The organism is Streptomyces sp. NPDC111507, assembly GCF_055638955.1.
Window position 1 is genome coordinate 114,027 of the sequence record NZ_JBVKBU010000018.1, and the last position, 17,039, is coordinate 131,065.

Annotated in this window: 12 protein-coding genes; 3 read left to right on the forward strand and 9 right to left on the reverse strand. The window is 69.4% G+C overall.

The features are described 5' to 3' along the window. Positions 1–193: 193 nt before the first annotated feature. A complete protein-coding gene (locus tag ACZ7M2_RS43610; protein ID WP_471600026.1) occupies positions 194–838 on the reverse strand; it encodes a TetR/AcrR family transcriptional regulator in 645 nt (214 codons plus the stop codon). A 196-nt stretch (positions 839–1,034) separates the two neighbouring features. Here ACZ7M2_RS43610 and ACZ7M2_RS43615 point away from each other — a divergent pair, with 196 nt between their 5' ends. Beyond that, complete coding sequence (locus tag ACZ7M2_RS43615; RefSeq protein ID WP_471600027.1) at positions 1,035–2,567, forward strand: MFS transporter; 1,533 nt, start codon at positions 1,035–1,037, stop codon at positions 2,565–2,567. Positions 2,568–3,172: 605 nt separating this feature from the next. On the opposite strand, the gene ACZ7M2_RS43620 is transcribed toward ACZ7M2_RS43615, so the two are convergent. The 3 genes from ACZ7M2_RS43620 to ACZ7M2_RS43630 all read right to left on the reverse strand — a co-directional run bounded on the left by ACZ7M2_RS43620 (position 3,173) and on the right by ACZ7M2_RS43630 (position 5,463). Continuing rightward, positions 3,173–4,078: an ADP-ribosylglycohydrolase family protein gene (locus ACZ7M2_RS43620; RefSeq protein WP_471600028.1), complete on the reverse strand. Its 906-nt coding sequence runs from the start codon at positions 4,076–4,078 to the stop codon at positions 3,173–3,175. Next, entirely contained in the window at positions 4,068–4,751 is a 684-nt protein-coding gene (locus tag ACZ7M2_RS43625) for a histidine phosphatase family protein (RefSeq protein WP_099943680.1), read from the reverse strand. The genes ACZ7M2_RS43620 and ACZ7M2_RS43625 overlap by 11 nt, the downstream gene beginning before the upstream one ends. A gap of 106 nt (positions 4,752–4,857) precedes the next feature. Beyond that, positions 4,858–5,463 carry a YdbC family protein gene (locus tag ACZ7M2_RS43630; protein ID WP_099920297.1) on the reverse strand — a complete coding sequence of 202 codons (606 nt, stop codon included), beginning with the start codon at positions 5,461–5,463 and terminating at the stop codon, positions 4,858–4,860. 156 nt (positions 5,464–5,619) lie between these two features. On the opposite strand from ACZ7M2_RS43630, the gene ACZ7M2_RS43635 reads away from it, so the two are divergent. Then, on the forward strand, positions 5,620–6,153 hold the full coding sequence (locus ACZ7M2_RS43635; RefSeq protein WP_099920298.1) for a TerD family protein: 534 nt from the start codon (positions 5,620–5,622) through the stop codon (positions 6,151–6,153). 94 nt (positions 6,154–6,247) lie between these two features. On the opposite strand, the gene ACZ7M2_RS43640 is transcribed toward ACZ7M2_RS43635, so the two are convergent. Then, positions 6,248–9,145: a vitamin B12-dependent ribonucleotide reductase gene (locus ACZ7M2_RS43640; RefSeq protein WP_471600029.1), complete on the reverse strand. Its 2,898-nt coding sequence runs from the start codon at positions 9,143–9,145 to the stop codon at positions 6,248–6,250. Positions 9,146–9,296: 151 nt separating this feature from the next. Beyond that, positions 9,297–9,875 (reverse strand): transcriptional regulator NrdR, encoded by a 579-nt coding sequence (gene nrdR / locus ACZ7M2_RS43645; RefSeq protein WP_471600030.1) that lies wholly within the window; start codon positions 9,873–9,875, stop codon positions 9,297–9,299. 517 nt (positions 9,876–10,392) lie between these two features. On the opposite strand from nrdR, the gene lexA reads away from it, so the two are divergent. Further along, positions 10,393–11,169, forward strand: coding sequence for a transcriptional repressor LexA (lexA, locus tag ACZ7M2_RS43650; RefSeq protein ID WP_054229877.1), 777 nt, complete (start codon positions 10,393–10,395; stop codon positions 11,167–11,169). Positions 11,170–12,024: 855 nt separating this feature from the next. Here the strand turns inward: lexA and ACZ7M2_RS43655 are convergent. From ACZ7M2_RS43655 to ACZ7M2_RS43665, 3 genes are all read right to left on the reverse strand, one after another. Beyond that, positions 12,025–14,028 carry an ATP-dependent DNA helicase gene (locus ACZ7M2_RS43655; RefSeq protein WP_471600031.1) on the reverse strand — a complete coding sequence of 668 codons (2,004 nt, stop codon included), beginning with the start codon at positions 14,026–14,028 and terminating at the stop codon, positions 12,025–12,027. A gap of 40 nt (positions 14,029–14,068) precedes the next feature. Next, positions 14,069–16,024 carry an IucA/IucC family protein gene (locus ACZ7M2_RS43660; protein ID WP_471600076.1) on the reverse strand — a complete coding sequence of 652 codons (1,956 nt, stop codon included), beginning with the start codon at positions 16,022–16,024 and terminating at the stop codon, positions 14,069–14,071. A 167-nt stretch (positions 16,025–16,191) separates the two neighbouring features. Further along, entirely contained in the window at positions 16,192–16,929 is a 738-nt protein-coding gene (locus ACZ7M2_RS43665) for a GNAT family N-acetyltransferase (protein WP_471600032.1), read from the reverse strand. Between the last annotated feature and the right edge of the window lie 110 nt (positions 16,930–17,039).

Genomic DNA, 17,039 nt, shown 5'->3' on the forward strand with positions numbered 1-17,039 from the left:
CAGGTTTCCCTGAGCGACCACGGCCCCGCCACCAGCACGAACCAGTCACCCGACGATCCACACATCAGACCCCCGACCACTCCCGAACCAGCCGCCCCACCATCGGCCTGACCATCCGCCCGGCCATCCGCCCGGCCATCCGCGGACCAACGACCCGACGGTCCACGAACCAGCGACCCGACGGTCCACGGATTCAGGCCCCGGCCGGCCGCGGATCAGCCCCCGCCCGCCGCAGCAGCGGGACCATCAGCTGGTCGATCATCTCCTCCAGATCCCGTTCACTCCATTCGCTCGCGCACACCTTCGAGCGATACATCATCATCGCTGGAATGGCGTCGAAGACGTAGGAGTTCGCAGCGTCCGGTCGCACCTCTTCCCGCTCGATTCCGCGGTGAACGATCTCTCGCAGCAGATGCTTGGTCGGCTCGATGACCCCTCCGACGATCAGACTCTGAAAGCGTTCCGCCTGCGCCACATCGCATTCGTGAAGCACTGAGCGCAGCGCGAATCCGGGCTGCGAGTACATCGCCTCACGCACCTGCCGGCACAGTTCCAGCAGGTCGTCCCGGACGCTTCCGAGGTCGGGGGCCTCCGTCAGACTCGGCAGCCCGGCCTTCAGCGCCTCCGCGACGAGGTCCTCCTTGGACGGCCAGCGGCGGTAGACCGCGGCCTTGCCGGTCTGGGCCCGGGCGGCGACACCCTCCATCGTGAGGCCGTTCCAGCCGACCGTACTGAGCTGCTCGAGCGCGGCGTCGAGGATCGCACGTTCGAGCACGGCACCGCGTCGGCGCAGGGAGGCCGCCTGAGCGGGAGCGGCCGTCCAACGCGAAGTAACCATCTGAGTGTCTCCGTTGTGCATGGGGGAGCGGGGAGTTCAGGGAGAGCGGGCGGTCAAGTGACGACACGCGGCAGCGACTTCAGTGAACGCTTGCGTTCACTGTCGGGGACTCACTACCGTTGCCGCAACAGTGAACGCGAGCGTTCACTAACGCACTTGTGGGGGAACCATAGTGACAACCTCTCAAACCTCTCAGTTGATCCAGGACCCAAAGCCAGGAGCGGCCCGCCGGGAGGGGCACCCCGGCATCGCGCTCGCCGTCATCGCGGCCTGCCAACTCATGGTGGTACTCGACTCGACGATTGTGAACATCGCCCTCCCGCACATTCAAGACGCGCTCAGTTTCAGCACGACCGACCTGACCTGGGTGATCAGCGCGTACACCCTCACCTTCGGTGGCCTGCTCCTTCTCGGCGGCCGCGCGGGTGACATCCTCGGTCGGCGCCGGGTCTTCATGACCGGCATCATGCTGTTCACGCTCGCCTCGCTGCTCGGTGGACTCGCCCAGGAGCCCTGGCAGTTGCTGGCCGCGCGGGCCCTCCAGGGCGTGGGTGGCGCAATAGCGTCGCCCACCGCGCTGGCACTCATCACCACCACCTTCCCCGAGGGCCCGGAACGGAACCGGGCCTTCGCCGTCTTCGCCGCGGTCTCCGCGGGCGGCGGCGCCATCGGGCTCCTGGCGGGCGGCATGCTCACCGAGTGGCTCGACTGGCGCTGGGTGCTCTTCGTCAACGTGCCCATCGGTGTGCTGATCACCGTGCTCGCCCCGATGTACATCAACGAGTCCGAGCGCCATCCGGGGCGCTTCGACATCGCGGGCGCGCTCACCTCGACGGCCGGTATGGCCTCTCTGGTGTACGGATTCATCCGCGCCGCGGAGGACGGCTGGCGCGACAGCCTCACGATCGGGTCGTTCGCCACGGCGCTGGTCCTGTTGCTGGGCTTCGCGTTCATCGAGACCCGGGCGAAGGAACCGATCACTCCGCTGAAGATGTTCGGCGACCGTAACCGCTCCGGCACGTACGTGATCATGCTGAGTCTGGCCGCGGCGATGTTCGGGATGTTCTTCTTCATCGTCCTGTTCGTGCAGAACGTGCTGGGTTACAGCCCGATCCAGGCCGGTCTGGCGTTCCTGCCCGTGACGGCGGCGATCGGCATCGGAGCGGGGCTGTCGCAGCGGTTCCTGCCGGTCCTCGGACCCAAGCCGTTCATGGTCGTCGGCTCCGCCCTCGTCGCGCTCGGGCTCGGCTGGCTGACCTTCATGAGCCCCGACAGCACGTACGTCGGCGGGGTGCTCGGCCCGATGCTGCTCTTCGCCTTCGGCATGGGCCTGAACTTCGTGACACTGACCCTGACAGCGGTCTCCGGCGTCGCTCAGCACGAGGCGGGCGCCGCGTCCGGACTCCTCAACGTCACCCAGCAGGTGGGGGGTTCGCTCGGTCTTTCCATCCTGACGACGGTCTTCGGCTCGGCCAGCCGGGACGAGGCGGAGAAGCAGCTGCCGAAGTTCCTTGCCAACGGCTCGCCCGAGCAGAAGGCGGAGTTCGCCAAGACCCACCAGCTGCCCGCTCCGTGGGGCCACGACGTGCTCGCCCACGGCATCTCGACCGCCTTCGTCCCGGCCGTCGCGATGGCGGTACTGGCCCTGGCCACCGCCGCGCTGGTGATCCGGGTCCGCAAGAGCGACCTGGAGGCCCTCTCGGGCACGGCGGGGCCCGCCGCGGGCTGAGGCGGGGCCCGCCGAAGCTTGGCGGGGGCTGCGGAGGCCGGCCCCCGGTCCGGGATACGGACGACGAGGACCACGGTCCGGCCATCCGCAGCGGAACGGCACCCCGGGCCTGGCCCTGCATGCAGCTGTACGGCACCGAGGGCGGCCTTCGAGGACTTACGGCACCGAGGGCAGCCCCTGCCGGAGGTACGGCAGGGGGTCCGGGCCTCGCAGTCAGCGGCACGGCAGCTTGTACGGTCTCGCGAGCGGCACCACAGCGCCAGGGTGAGCGCTATGGGTCGCGGCGCGGCACCAAGGGCGAGCCGTGCTGCGCGCGGGCCGGCATCAAGGAAGGACCATCAGGCCGGGGTACGGCATCGCAGGCGGCCCAGCAGACCACTGCCGTACGGCGTCGACGGCCAACCCCGTACGACGCGCTTCCCCACGAGCCGCCGGGCGCACGGAGCTGTAGACAAAGCCGTAGCCGTACCCCACGAGCCATGCGGGGCCGACACAGCCACCGAAGCCGACAAGGCGGGACACCCCCGGCCCCTGCCCGGGCACCGCGTTCCGCAGGGGACTGTTGCACAGGCGCCTCCCCGGCGTCACCGAACCATCCCTGCGGCCTACGCCCCCGCCCGCACCCAGCCCGGCAGGCTCTCCGTCCGCTCCACCCACTCCCCCGGCGGCGCCCCCGCCTTGCCCGCGGCGATCACACCGCCGACGATGGCGCAGGTCGTGTCCATGTCGCCGCCCACCTGGGCGGTCGACCAGAAGCCCTCTTCGTAGTCGCCCAGGGCACGGGCCGCGGACCAGAGCGCGAACGGCACCGTGTCGTGCGCCGTCGTACGCCGCCCGCAGCCCAGTACGGCGGCGACCGTCGCGGTGTCCCCGTAGTCGAGCATGTCGCGAGCGCGCCGCAGACCGGCTCCGACGGCGCTGCGCGGGACGAGCGCGACGACGCCGTCGAGCAGTGCCTCGGCACTCGGCGGGCTCGCCGGGTCGGCAGCCAGGGCGGCGGCCGCGGCAACGGCCATGGCGCCCACGACGGCCTCGCGGTGCTGGTGGGTGGTGTACGCCGAGATCTCCGCCTGGTGGACAGCCTGCTCCGGGTCGTCCGCGTACCAGGCCCCCAGGGGGGCGATCCGCATCGCGGCGCCGTTGCCCCACGAGCCCTGTCCCTTGAAGAGGGCGGACGCCAGCGCCCGCCAGTCGCCCCCCTCCCGGATCTGCCCGAGCAGCCGGTTGACCGCGGGGCCGTAGCCCCGGTCGACATCGTGGTGGTCGGCGAAGGAGCCGGCCAGCGCGTCCTGGTCGATGCGGCGGTGCTGGGCCAGAACGGCCACTACAGAGGAGGCCATTTCAGTGTCGTCCGTCCACCGCCAGGGACCGGACGGCAGCTCGCGCCGCTTGAGCAGCGGGTAGTTCACGGGCACGAAGAACCGCGAGCCCAGCGCGTCCCCCACCGCGAGTCCGCGCAGGCTGGCCAGGGCGCGGTCCAGGCGTCCGCCGGGAGAGGAATCAGAGGTCATCGCCCTGCCACTCTATCCCGGGGTCCCCGTACGACTCAGGTACACACCAGCGCTCGAACGGGCGGTCAAGCGTGTACCTACCGTCGTCACCGAGGACGAGCATCCGCATCTCGGCGTTCCCCGGATTCGACAGCGATTCGAACTCCGCGACCGTCCAGTGGAACCAGCGCATGCAGAACAGCCGCATGGCAAGACCATGGGTCACCAGGAGCACGTTCGACGGGTGGTCGGGGGCCTCGAAGCTCCGGTAGAGGCTCTCCAGGAAGCCGCCGACCCGGTCGTAGACGTCGGCGCCGGACTCGCCCTGCGCGAAGCGGTAGAAGAAATGCCCGTACGCGTCCCGATAGGCCTTCTGGAGGCGTACGTCGTCGCGGTCCTGCCAGTTGCCCCAGTCCTGCTCGCGCAGCCGCGGCTCCTCGCGCACCCGTATGAGCTCGGGGTCGAGATGGAAGGCGCGGAGCGTCTCGTGCGTACGTCGGTACGGCGACACGTAAACGCTTACGCGCTCTCGCCCGAAGACCTCCCGCAACCGTTTCCCCGTCTCCTCCGCCTGCTGCCACCCCTTCTCGGTGAGCGCCAGAGCGTGGTCGGGCTCGCGTTCATAAACGGTGTCATCGGCGTTGCCCGCTGACTCACCGTGCCGGACAAGGACGATACGCCGTGGTCGAACCATGCCAAGACCCTAAAACGGCTGACGGCCGATCGAGCACTCGTACGGGCTCCATACGGCATAGGTCACACGTTCTCCGCGCAGATCACACTCGCGGACGGCACTCCGGTCAGACCGTCCAGGAGGGCTCCAGCGCCACTATGTCGCCGGTCAGGGCCGCGACATCGGCCTCCGTCTGGGCGCGCAGCGCGAGCCGTTCCACCCGCTCGGCCCGGTATTTACCGTGTTCGGCGGCCGACTGCCACATGGACAGGATCAGGAACTCATGGCCCGGCGCCTCACCGAACAGGCCCCGCACCATGCCGGGCGAGCCCGCCATCGCGGGGTTCCAGACCTTCTCCTGCATCAGCGCGAAGTGTTCGGCCCGTTCCTCGTGGATGCGGCAGTGGGCCACCCGCAGCAGGTCGGCGTCCGTGAAGCGCGGCTCGAAGCCGGTCTTCACATCGAACCGGTGATCGAAGAGTTTGGCCTGCGAGTCCTTGAAGGTCCCCGACTGGGCAGCCGCGAGCCGGTCGTGCGAACGGGCCATGAAGGAGTCGTAGAAGGCACGGCTCTCCCAGAAGGCGAAGATGTGCGCCACCCCGGGCCGCCCTCGGCTCCAGCCCCCGCCCTGCCCCCGGAATCCCGGCTCACCCAGCAGCCCCGCCCACTTTCGCTGCCCCCGCTCGAAACCGCGGCGGTCCACCACGGTGCAGCGAATCCACTTGACCAGCACCGCGCCATCGTAAGGCCACGGAGCGTGGCGTCGGTCACGCTCCGGCGGAGTGCACCCGCGCGAGCGCCCCCGCGCGCGTGGCACGATGGACAACCGGCCTTGACAACAGAGCAGTTGAGGGCTGAAGAAGATGGGGAACGGGGAGGGGGAGATCCAATGACCGGTCTCAACAAGGGCATCCGCAAGGTCGAGCTCGCGGTGAAGTGGGACCCGAGTCCCGTCGGCGAGCCCGCGACCGACCTCGACATCATCGCGGCGACGTACGTGGCCGCCGACCCGTACGGAATTCCCGCCTATGTGGTGCACTTCGACAGCCGCTCCCCGGACGGCACCATCTACCTCAACCGGGACAGCAAGGACGGCAAGGGCTTCGGCTGGGACGAAGTCATGACGCTGGAACTCGACCGCCTCAACAGCGGCTACACGCGTGTGGTGGTGGGCGTACTCATCCAGCAGCGTTCCGGCCACAAGTCGTTCGTGGGCGTCCTCAATCCGGGCCTGCGTATGCGGGAGGGCTACACCGTGCTGGCGGAGGACAACTTCGGCGGCGTCCTGGGGGCCACGGCGGCGACCGTCGGCGAGTTCGTACGCGACGCCTCGGGAGAGTGGACCTTCCATCCGGGGATCCACGGCTACGACACCGACCCGGCCGAGTTCCCGCGCATCATGGGCACGCGCCACGACGCCTGAATCAGCCCTCTCCGTAGCAGCGAGAAAACGCCGAAGGGCGGCACGACCGGTGGTCGTGCCGCCCTTCAGGACTTCAGGACTTCAGGGCTTCGGGTCAGCTGCAACCGCTGGTCGAGCCGCAGCCCTCGCAGATGTAGCAGGAACCGGCCCGCTGCATCTTCGTACCGCAGGAGAAGCACAGGGGGGCGTCCGCCTGGATGCCCAGCTGCATCTCCACCAGTTCGGCACTGGTGTGGGCCTGCTTCGGGGCGGGCTTCGCCGCCTCGACCTCGGCCTTCGGGGTGGCCACGGCCTTCAGCTCCTGCGCGCGGGGCGCGGACTGGGCCAGGCCCTCGACGTCCATGTCGACATCGTCGGACGGCTCGTAGGAGCCCGTCTCCAGGTGACGCTGACGCTCCTCGGCGGAGTGGATGCCGAGCGCGGAGCGCGTCTCGAAGGGCAGGAAGTCCAGCGCCAGGCGACGGAAGATGTAGTCGACGATCGACTGCGCCATCCGCACGTCCGGGTCGTCCGTCATGCCGGCCGGCTCGAAGCGCATGTTCGTGAACTTCGAGACGTACGTCTCGAGGGGCACGCCGTACTGCAGACCCACGGAGACCGCGATCGAGAAGGCGTCCATCATGCCCGCGAGGGTGGAGCCCTGCTTCGACATCTTCAGGAAGACCTCGCCGAGACCGTCGTCCGGGTAGGAGTTGGCGGTCATGTAGCCCTCGGCGCCGCCCACCGTGAAGGAGGTGGTGATGCCGGGACGACCCTTGGGGAGGCGCTTGCGGACCGGGCGGTACTCGACGACCTTCTCGACCGCGGTGCGGATGGTCTCCTCGGCCTTCGCCGTGACCGCGGCCTTCTCCTTCTCCTTGGTCTTGGCGGAGAGGGGCTGGCCGACCTTGCAGTTGTCGCGGTAGATCGCGAGCGCCTTGACGCCCATCTTCCACGCCTCGAAGTAGACCTCTTCGACGTCCTCGACGGTCGCCGTCTCCGGCAGGTTGACCGTCTTGGAGAGCGCGCCGGAGATCCAGGGCTGGATCGCGGCCATCATGCGGACGTGGCCCATCGCGGAGATGGAGCGCTCGCCCATGGCGCAGTCGAAGACCTCGTAGTGCTCGTGCTTGAGGCTCGGGGCGTCGACGACATTGCCGTTCTCGGCGATGTGGGCGACGATCGCCTCGATCTGCTCCTCCTGGTAGCCCAGGCGGCGCAGGGCCTGCGGAACGGTGCCGTTGACGATCTGCATCGAGCCGCCGCCGACCAGCTTCTTGAACTTGACCAGCGCGAGGTCGGGCTCAAGGCCGGTGGTGTCGCAGGACATCGCGAGACCGATGGTGCCGGTCGGGGCGATGACCGAGGCCTGCGCGTTGCGGAATCCGTTCTTCTCACCGAGGTGCAGCACGTCCTGCCAGGCCTCCGTGGCGGCGGCCCAGATCGGCGTGTCCAGGTCGTCCATACGGACGGCCACGGCGTTGGCGTCGGAATGCTGCTTCATGACGCGCTGGTGCGGCTGCGCGTTGCGGGCGTAGCCGTCGTACGGGCCGACGACCGCGGCGAGCTCGGCGGAACGCCGGTAGGAGGTGCCGGTCATCAGCGAGGTGATGGCACCGGCGAGGGCGCGACCGCCGTCGGAGTCGTACGCGTGACCCGTCGCCATCAGGAGGGCGCCCAGGTTGGCGTAGCCGATGCCCAGCTGACGGAAGGCGCGGGTGTTCTCGCCGATCTTCTGGGTCGGGAAGTCCGCGAAGCAGATCGAGATGTCCATCGCGGTGATGACCAGCTCGACGACCTTGGCGAAGCGCTCGACCTCGAAGGACTGATGGCCCTTGCCGTCGTCCTTGAGGAACTTCATCAGGTTCAGCGAGGCGAGGTTGCAGGACGTGTTGTCCAGGTGCATGTACTCGCTGCACGGGTTCGAGCCGTTGATACGACCGGACTCCGGGCACGTGTGCCAGTGGTTGATCGTGTCGTCGTACTGGATGCCCGGGTCGGCGCAGGCCCAGGCGGCCTTGGCCATCTTGCGGAAGAGCGTCTTGGCGTCGACCTCCTCGATGACCTCGCCGGTCATACGGGAGGTGAGACCGAACTTGCCGCCCTCCTCGACCGCCTTCATGAACGTGTCGTTCACACGGACCGAGTTGTTGGCGTTCTGGTACTGGACGGACGTGATGTCGTCGCCGCCCAGGTCCATGTCGAAGCCCGCGTCACGGAGGGCGCGGATCTTCTCCTCCTCCTTGACCTTGGTCTCGATGAAGTCCTCGATGTCGGGGTGGTCGACGTCGAGGATGACCATCTTGGCCGCGCGGCGCGTGGCGCCACCCGACTTGATCGTTCCTGCGGAGGCGTCGGCACCGCGCATGAAGGAGACGGGACCCGAGGCGTTGCCGCCCGAGGAGAGGAGCTCCTTGGAGGAGCGGATACGGGAGAGGTTCAGGCCGGCGCCGGAGCCGCCCTTGAAGATCATGCCCTCTTCCTTGTACCAGTCGAGGATCGACTCCATGGAGTCGTCGACGGACAGGATGAAGCAGGCCGAGACCTGCTGGGGCTGAGGCGTTCCGACGTTGAACCAGACCGGGCTGTTGAAGCTGAAGATCTGGTGCAGGAGGGCGTACGCCAGCTCGTGCTCGAAGATCTCGGCGTCGGCGGGCGAGGCGAAGTACTTGTAGTCCTCGCCGGCCTTCCGGTACGTCTTCACGATGCGGTCGATGAGCTGCCTGAGGCTCACCTCGCGCTGCGGGGTGCCCACGGCACCACGGAAGTACTTGCTGGTGACGATGTTGACCGCGTTCACCGACCAGAAGCCGGGGAACTCGACGCCACGCTGCTCGAAATTGATCGAGCCGTCGCGCCAGTTGGTCATGACGACGTCACGGCGCTCCCACTCCACCTCGTCGTACGGGTGCACGCCGGGGGTGGTGTGGATGCGCTCGATGCGCAGTCCCTTGCTGGCCTTGGTGCCCTTGGCGCGGGAACCTCGTGCCGGACCGCTCGCCGTCTCTGTCATGCCGCCTCCCTGTATCGGGCTAAAACGCCCTGAAGTGCCACGTTCTTCCCATGGCACGGTGTGTGTCTGGTGCTGCGGGCGCCGCTACGCGGCCGCCCGCAACAGGTCTTTGGTCGCCACCGCTGGGGGCCGATCCGAGTCGGCCCTTCCGTCAGTCGGCGGCGTTGGCGGGTACGGGGACCTGGACGGCCCCTCCGGACCCGCGGTCGCATTCCGGGCGCTCCGCGTCCGCGGCTGCCGCGTCCGCATCGCCCGCCTCTTCCTCGTCCGCGGCGGCGCGCTGCTTCGTCTCTTCCCTGAGTTCCACGATGGCGGCCTCGAAGTCCTCGAGCGAGTCGAACGCCCGGTACACGGACGCGAAGCGCAGATAGGCGACGAGGTCGAGTTCCTGCAAAGGGCCGAGTATGGCCAGACCCACGTCGTGGGTGGTCAGCTCGGCGCTCCCGGTGGCCCGCACCGCCTCCTCGACCCGCTGGCCGAGCTGGGCGAGCGCGTCCTCGGTGACCGGCCGCCCCTGGCACGCCTTGCGCACGCCATTGATGACCTTGGTACGACTGAAGGGTTCGGTGACGCCGGACCGCTTGACCACCATCAGCGAGCACGTCTCCACCGTCGTGAAACGACGGGAGCAGTCGGGGCACTGGCGGCGCCTGCGGATCGACGTGCCGTCATCGGTCGTACGGCTGTCGACGACACGGCTGTCGGGGTGCCTGCAGAAGGGGCAGTGCATGGCTCCAACCCTCCTTCACAGCACGACTCATAGACCTCGCGGGACCTCTCGGGCCCCTCGAAGCAGCCCCAAGCATAGGCGATGACGGGAGGCTCGAAGACCCGGGGGACCACAACTTCTGGGCTGCTACAGCAATCCAACCACTAGATGTGGGGATCGAACCGTAAATTCACCCAGGACACGCGTGTCGCGCACGTAATGGCATGTGCCGCACGGCCATACCGATCCCGGACACACGGAGATACCGTGGTCAGCGCGCGGAAGGGGGCCGGTACCCGACTTACGGGGTGCCGGATGGCAGACTGGGCCGCGGCCCACATCTGTCGGCACGGTCATCGCCCCGGCGGTGAAGAGTACAGCAATGAGCCCTTTTGTCCGCCGGATACATCGTTGGCTATACACCCAGACACATGATCACGACAGGCAATCCGCGATTTTTCACTCGAACGTGTGTTTGGCGCAACCTTTCGAAAGCAACTACCGTTGTCCAGCAGGGAGACCATCGAGAGGGGCCGACGTGACCACCACCGCAGACAGTGCCACCATCACTGCCCAGGACCGCTCCCAGGGCCGACTCGAGCCGGTGCATGCGATGAACGAAGCCACGAATCATGAGGGGCCCAAGCGCTCCCTGCCAGGGCGACCTCCAGGCATCCGCGCCGACAGCTCGGGACTCACAGACAGGCAGCGCCGGGTGATCGAGGTCATCCGGGACTCCGTGCAGCGGCGCGGCTACCCGCCGTCGATGCGGGAGATCGGACAGGCGGTCGGCCTCTCCAGCACCTCGTCGGTCGCCCACCAGCTGATGGCACTGGAGCGCAAGGGCTTCCTGCGCCGCGATCCGCACCGGCCGCGGGCGTACGAGGTCCGGGGCTCCGACCAGTCCTCGGCTCAGCCCACGGACACGGCGGGCAAGCCGGCCGCGTCGTATGTGCCGCTCGTCGGCCGTATCGCCGCCGGTGGCCCGATCCTGGCCGAGGAGTCGGTGGAGGACGTCTTCCCCCTCCCCCGGCAGCTGGTCGGTGACGGCGAGCTGTTCGTCCTGAAGGTCGTCGGTGACTCGATGATCGAGGCCGCCATCTGCGACGGGGACTGGGTGACGGTCCGGCGCCAGCCGGTCGCGGAGAACGGTGACATCGTGGCCGCGATGCTGGACGGCGAGGCCACGGTAAAGCGGTTCAAGCGCGAGGACGGCCATGTGTGGCTCCTCCCGCACAACGCCGCGTACCAGCCGATTCCCGGCGACGAGGCGACCATCCTGGGCAAGGTGGTGGCGGTGCTGCGGCGCGTGTGACGGCACCTGCCGGGCGGGACACCCCGCCCCGCCCTTGACCGGGCCCCGGGACCACCTGCGCCGGTTCCGGGGCCCTGCGCGTTGCCCTCCGGGGGTCGGGCGGGGGAGTTGGCGGCGTGCGCGACGTCCAGAGATGGCCCGTCCCGACAAGCCCTCCGAGGGGCCTTTGCTCGCGGGGGCGGGAGGATCGTCCGCAGGCTCCGAGGGAATGCTTAGGTGCGGAGCGATATGTGCGGGCCCCGGGCGACACGCGCGGGCGTCGACCATCGGGCGACACGCCGAGCGCCGGGCGGCGGGGCGTTGCCGAACGATATGCGTAGGCCCCGGGCGACACGTGCGGGCGTCGGGCATCGGGCGACACGCCGGGCGGGCGGGCGCGTTGCCGAGCGATATGCGCGGGCGCCCAGCGACAGGCGCTGGCGCCAGACGACGTGCACGGGCGCCCAACGACACGCATAAGCGCCTGACGACATGCTCGGGCGCCTAGCGATATGCGGGGCCCAGCGGCATGCGCGGGGATCGCACGGCATGCTCGATGGTCGCGCGGCATGCTCGATGCCGTCGCACACGGGCATGCTCGGTGCGTCGCGCGGCGTGCTCGGGAATCGTTCCGCGTGCTCGGGTGTCCGGAGGGTCAGGGGTGGGCCCGGGATGAAGATCCCGAGACTGAGGGCACGAGCTGGACCTGGGGGTGCCCACAGGGCCCGTGGTTCGCGGGGGGCGGGTGTGGCCATGTGGGTGGTGTTGTTCGGCCGGCGGGGCATCCGAGGTGGGGCAACTCCGCCCGAAGGGGCACCCGGGCAGGCCCGCCTCGGGCCAAGTGCGCGGGGTTCGTCGGCCTGCGGCCGGGAAGGCCTATGCCTCCTCCGTCTCCCCCGCCCCCACCGTCTCCTCCGCCTTCCGGGCCGCCGCGTCGATCGCGGTGAGCGACCTGCGTACCTGGTTACCGTCCGTGGTGTACCAGAAGTCCGGGAGGGACGCCTTGAGGTAACTGCCGTAGCGCGCCGTCGCGAGGCGCTGGTCCAGTACCGCCACCACACCCCGGTCACCCGTGGCCCGTACGAGGCGGCCGGCGCCCTGGGCCATCAGCAGCGCCGCGTGAGTCGCGGCGACGGCCATGAAGCCGTTGCCGCCGTTCTCCTCGACGGCCTTCTGGCGGGCGCTCATCAGCGGGTCGTCGGGGCGCGGGAAGGGGATCTTGTCCATGACGACGAGCTGGCAGCTGGCCCCGGGGACGTCGACGCCCTGCCAGAGCGAGAGCGTGCCGAAGAGGCAGGTCTTGGGGTCGGCCGCGAAGTTCTTGATCAGCTCGCCGAGCGTCTCCTCTCCCTGCAGCAGGATGGGGTACTCGGGGATGCGCGAGCGCAGCTCCTCCGCCGCGAGCTGGGCGGCCCGCATCGAGGAGAACAACCCCAGCGTGCGACCCCCCGCGGCCTGGATCAGCTCGGTGAGCTCGTCCAGCATGTCCCCACGGTCGCCGTCACGCGCGGGACGGGACAGGTGCTTGGCCACGTACAGAATGCCCTGCCTGGGGTAGTCGAAGGGCGAGCCGACGTCGACGCCCTTCCACTGCGGGAGGTCATCGCCCTCGGTGCCCTCCGGGGCGAGTCCCAGCGACGCCCCCACTCCGTTGAAGTCACCGCCGAGCTTCAGGGTGGCGGACGTCAGGACGACGGAACGGTCCGCGAAGAGCTTCTCCCTGAGGAGGCCGGAGACGGACATGGGAGCGACGCGGAGCGAGGCTCCGAAACGGTCATGACGCTCGTACCAGACGACGTCCCATTCGGAGCCGTTGGTGATCCGCTCCGCCACGTCGTGCACCGACTCCACCGAGGCGAGAGCCTGCTTGCGGACGGAGTCCTCGTCCTGGACGGACTTGTCGCGGGTGGAGCCGATCGCCGAGATCACCGTACGAGCGGCGTCGCGCAGTGCCATCAGCGCGTATCCGAGATCCTCCGGGATCTCCTCCAGGCGGCCCGGAAGCGCGAGTTCCATCAGCCGCTCGAAGCCCTCGGCGGCGGTCTGGAGCTGATCGGCCGCCTTCTCGTTGACGAGCTTCGCGGCGCGACGCACCGCGCGGTTGACCTGGCCGGGCGTGAGCTCACCGGTCGCGACACCGGTGACCCGGGAGACCAGCTCATGGGCCTCGTCGACGATCAGCACCTCGTGCTGCGGGAGGACCGGCGCGCCCTCGATGGCGTCGATCGCGAGCAGCGCGTGATTGGTGACGACGACCTCGGCGAGCTTGGCGCGCTCGCGGGCCATCTCGGCGAAGCACTCCGCTCCGTAGGCGCATTTGGTGGCACCCAGGCACTCACGGGATGAAACGGACACCTGAGCCCACGCGCGGTCGGAGACGCCGGGCGTGAGGTCGTCGCGGTCGCCGGTCTCGGTCTCGTCCGACCAGTCCCGCAGTCGCAGCAGGTCCTGGCCCAGCTTGCTGGTGGGCGCGGCCGCCTCGAACTGGTCGAAGAGGCCTTCCTCCTCGTCCTGCGGCACTCCCTCGTGCAGCCGGTGCAGACACAGGTAGTTCGACCGGCCCTTGAGCATCGCGAACTCCGGGCGGCGGCGCAGCAGCGGGTGCAGCGCGTCGACGGTCCGCGGAAGATCGCGCTCCACGAGCTGCCGCTGGAGCGCCAGGGTGGCGGTCGCCACGACCACCCGCTCCCCGTGGGCCAGCGCGGGCACGAGGTAGCCGAGCGACTTTCCGGTGCCGGTGCCCGCCTGGATCAGCAGGTGGGAGCTGTCGTCGATGGCACCCGCGACGGCTTCGGCCATGGTCACCTGGCCAGGGCGCTCCGTGCCGCCGACAGCAGTGACGGCAGCATGCAGGAGTTCGGGGAGTGAGGGCTCTGTCATAGCGTTGCCAGCCTACGGGGCGCCACTGACAATCGGGCGATCAAGGCCGGTGGAGGGGGTTCGGGACCGTGCCGTGCACCGCGGCGTGCGGGCGTTCCGGGCGGTCGCGGTAGCCGTCCAGGTGCAGTCGGTTGCGGTTGAGGCACAGGCGCTCGATACGCGGAGTGAGCAGATCGAACATCTCGTAGCGCTCCTTGAGCTCGGGAAAGCGCGTCTGGTGGCGGACGATCTCCGCCCGGACGAGCGCCCAGAACTCGGCCTCCGGAACGCCAAGTTGTTCCTCGCAGAGCGGTGCGAGATAGCGGAAGACCCCCACGAAGAGCCCGGAGTGGATGAACTGGGTCAGGAACGCCGGCGGCTCGGTCAGCAGTACGTTCCGTACGTCGTCCGGCATGGTCGCGTGCTCGGGCAGGGGGTCCGCGCTCACGTTGACGTCGTCCACGAAGTCCTTCACCGCGAGGCGGACGGGGACGTCGTGGTCGTCGAAGACGACGATCGCGTTCTCTCCGTGGGGGCTGAACACCGTGCCGTACCGATAGAGGAAGTGCAGCAGCGGCGGCAGGAGCGCGGCGAAGAGGCGGCGCAGCCAGACGTTGGGGGCGAGGCCCGAGCGTGTGACGAGCTCCGCGGTGAAGGCGCGGCCGTCCGGGTCGGTGTGCAGGAGCGCGGCCAGGGTGCGCGCGCGTTCACCGGGCGCCAGATGGCGGGAGACCGGCTCGCGCCAGATGGCGCCGAGCAACTCCTTGTACTGATAGGGAACTTCGGGGAGGGCGTCGTACACGGGGTGGTTCACCGTCACCGAGGCGACCTCGCCGAGCAGGATCACCCCGCAGGTGTCCCGCAAAAAGGGGTCGGCGTCTCTCAGGGCATGCATCCAGGCGGTGACGGCGGGCGCCGCGAGCGTGCGTTCCGTCGGCAGGCCGCGCCAGACCAGGGTGTTGAGCACGGACAGCGGCAGTTTCACCGTGTGCCGGTCCGGGCGCGAGACATTGAGGAACGTACGGATCGACTGCTGCGGGAGCCGCAGGTCGCCGTCGGAGGGCAGCGGCACGATCGTTCCCGCGGCTACGGAGGGCGCGAACAGTGGCAGCACGACATCGTCCCACTGCCAGGGGTGCACGGGCAGATAGAGGTACGACTCCGGGGTGAGCCCGCGCGCGCGTAGTACCCCCTCGAAGGACTCCCGTGTGGCGGGGGCGAGTTCGCGCGCGTAGAGCTGTTCGGCGGAGTGAAGGCTCGGGACGCCTCGGTAGGTGGCGAGCGTGGTGTGCACCGCGATCCAGGGGATCGGCGTCGCTCTGCGGGCCTCCGGCGCCCAGTCGGCGGCGTCCGTCGCGGAGAAGCCGAGGCGGCCCTTGTTCAGCACGATCCAGGGGTGGCCGGTCTGGTGGCCCTCCAGTTCGGCGTAGCCGAGGTCGGCCAGTTCGGACGCCGTACGGGCGTCGCGGTGGAGGCGGGCGTCCGCGGCGAGCGTCGTGCTCAGTTCACGGACCACGTGGCCGAGCGTCGCGCCGTCGATCTCCAGCGTGCCGCGAGCCCGGGTGAGGAAGCCGAGCGGGTCGGTGAAGGGGCACGGCTCCGCACCCTCCTCGGTGAGGGTGAGCGAGGCGGGGTCGACGCGCCAGCTGTCGTACGAGGCCCGGCGGGCACGGAACGAGAGGCTGCCGCCGGCGTCGAGGCGCAGGGCGTAGGGGCGGAGGGTATCGGTGTGCCCGGTGTACTCGTGCCCGCCGTTCTCGTGCGGGGTGTCGTGGTGGGTGGAGGCGGGGCGTGGTGAGGGTCGCGAGGAGGCCGCTCCGGCGGAGGAATCGAGGCCGGTCGCCGGATGGTGTTCACCGCGGAGGGGGGCCACTTTTCCCTCCGCGCCCCGCCGAGCCTCCGAACCCGGCTCCGAACCCGAACCCGGCTCCGACCTCGAACCTGGCTTCGGCCCCGGATCCAGATCGGACTCCGGTTCCGGTCTGACGATCTCCTCGTGGGCGAACTCGCCGATCATTTTCGCGAGCAGTCGGCGGCCGACCTGGTCCCATCGGTCTTTGCGCAGCTCGGGCGGGTCGTACAAGGCGGGCAGCTCTCCGGATGCCGGGGTGGCGGATGGATGCGGCACGGGGACTCCTTGACAGGGAACCGGATCGGAACGAGCGGTGCGGTGAGGGCAGGGCTCTACAACAGATCGCGCAGGCTCCGGTCCCGGACCATGAGGGCTGCCCGTTTGCCGGGCAGGTCGACCTCGGCGGAGAACCGGAAGCCCGCGCTCAGGAAGGCGGAGACGGAGGGGGTGTTGCGGAGGTCGGGTTCCGCGACGACGCGGGCGCAGGCCGGGCGCTTGTCCAGTACGAGGTCGGCGACGGCGCGGAGCAGGGCGGAGCCGAGGCCTCGTCCGCGGTTGGCGACACCGCCGATGAGGAGGTGCAGGCCTGTGTCGTGCGGGCGGGCGGGATAGTGGCGGGCCAGGAGGTCGAGGTCCGCGCGGTAGATCTCCCAGTAGCTCATCGGGGTGCCGTCCAGCACGCCGAGGCAGGGCACACTGCGGCCGTCGCCGTCGAGCTGGCGGCACAGATGTTCTTCTGCGACCGACTCTGGTCCTGCCAGCTCCCAGAACTCCGCGACGGCGGGGTCGTTCATCCAGCGGGAGACGAGCGGGAGATCACGCTCCACACGGACGGGGACCAGGTGGAAGGTGCCCACGGGAGTGGCGATCGGGCCCCAGCCACCGATGCGGTCGAGCAGGTCGTCTCCCCCGGCCGACTCGACCTCGGAGCCGAGGAGCGCGAGAAGCTCGTCGGGCAGGCGCAGGTCGAGGGTGTCCTCGTTGTCCGTGCCCGGTCCGGGGCCCGGGTCGGCGCCCAGGTCGGTGACGGGGGCGGTACCGGCGTCGGTGCTCGCATCGGTGGGAGGCACGGCGACGCTCCTCTCAGGAGACGGGGTGGGACATGTTCCTCAGGACTGGCAGGGAGTTGGCGAGGATGACTTCGTCAGGACTGGCAGGGGGTCGGCGAGGGCGGCTTCGT

Excerpts from the sequence above, each read along its gene's own strand:
- ACZ7M2_RS43610 (WP_471600026.1), bottom strand. The coding sequence starts at position 838 with ATGGTTACTTCGCGTTGGACGGCCGCTCCCGCTCAGGCGGCCTCCCTG.
- ACZ7M2_RS43620 (WP_471600028.1), bottom strand. The coding sequence starts at position 4,078 with ATGACCTCTGATTCCTCTCCCGGCGGACGCCTGGACCGCGCCCTGGCC.
- ACZ7M2_RS43625 (WP_099943680.1), bottom strand. The coding sequence starts at position 4,751 with ATGGTTCGACCACGGCGTATCGTCCTTGTCCGGCACGGTGAGTCAGCG.
- ACZ7M2_RS43635 (WP_099920298.1), top strand. The coding sequence starts at position 5,620 with ATGACCGGTCTCAACAAGGGCATCCGCAAGGTCGAGCTCGCGGTGAAG.
- ACZ7M2_RS43640 (WP_471600029.1), bottom strand. The coding sequence starts at position 9,145 with ATGACAGAGACGGCGAGCGGTCCGGCACGAGGTTCCCGCGCCAAGGGC.
- nrdR (WP_471600030.1), bottom strand. The coding sequence starts at position 9,875 with ATGCACTGCCCCTTCTGCAGGCACCCCGACAGCCGTGTCGTCGACAGC.
- ACZ7M2_RS43655 (WP_471600031.1), bottom strand. The coding sequence starts at position 14,028 with ATGACAGAGCCCTCACTCCCCGAACTCCTGCATGCTGCCGTCACTGCT.
- ACZ7M2_RS43660 (WP_471600076.1), bottom strand. The coding sequence starts at position 16,024 with ATGATCGGCGAGTTCGCCCACGAGGAGATCGTCAGACCGGAACCGGAG.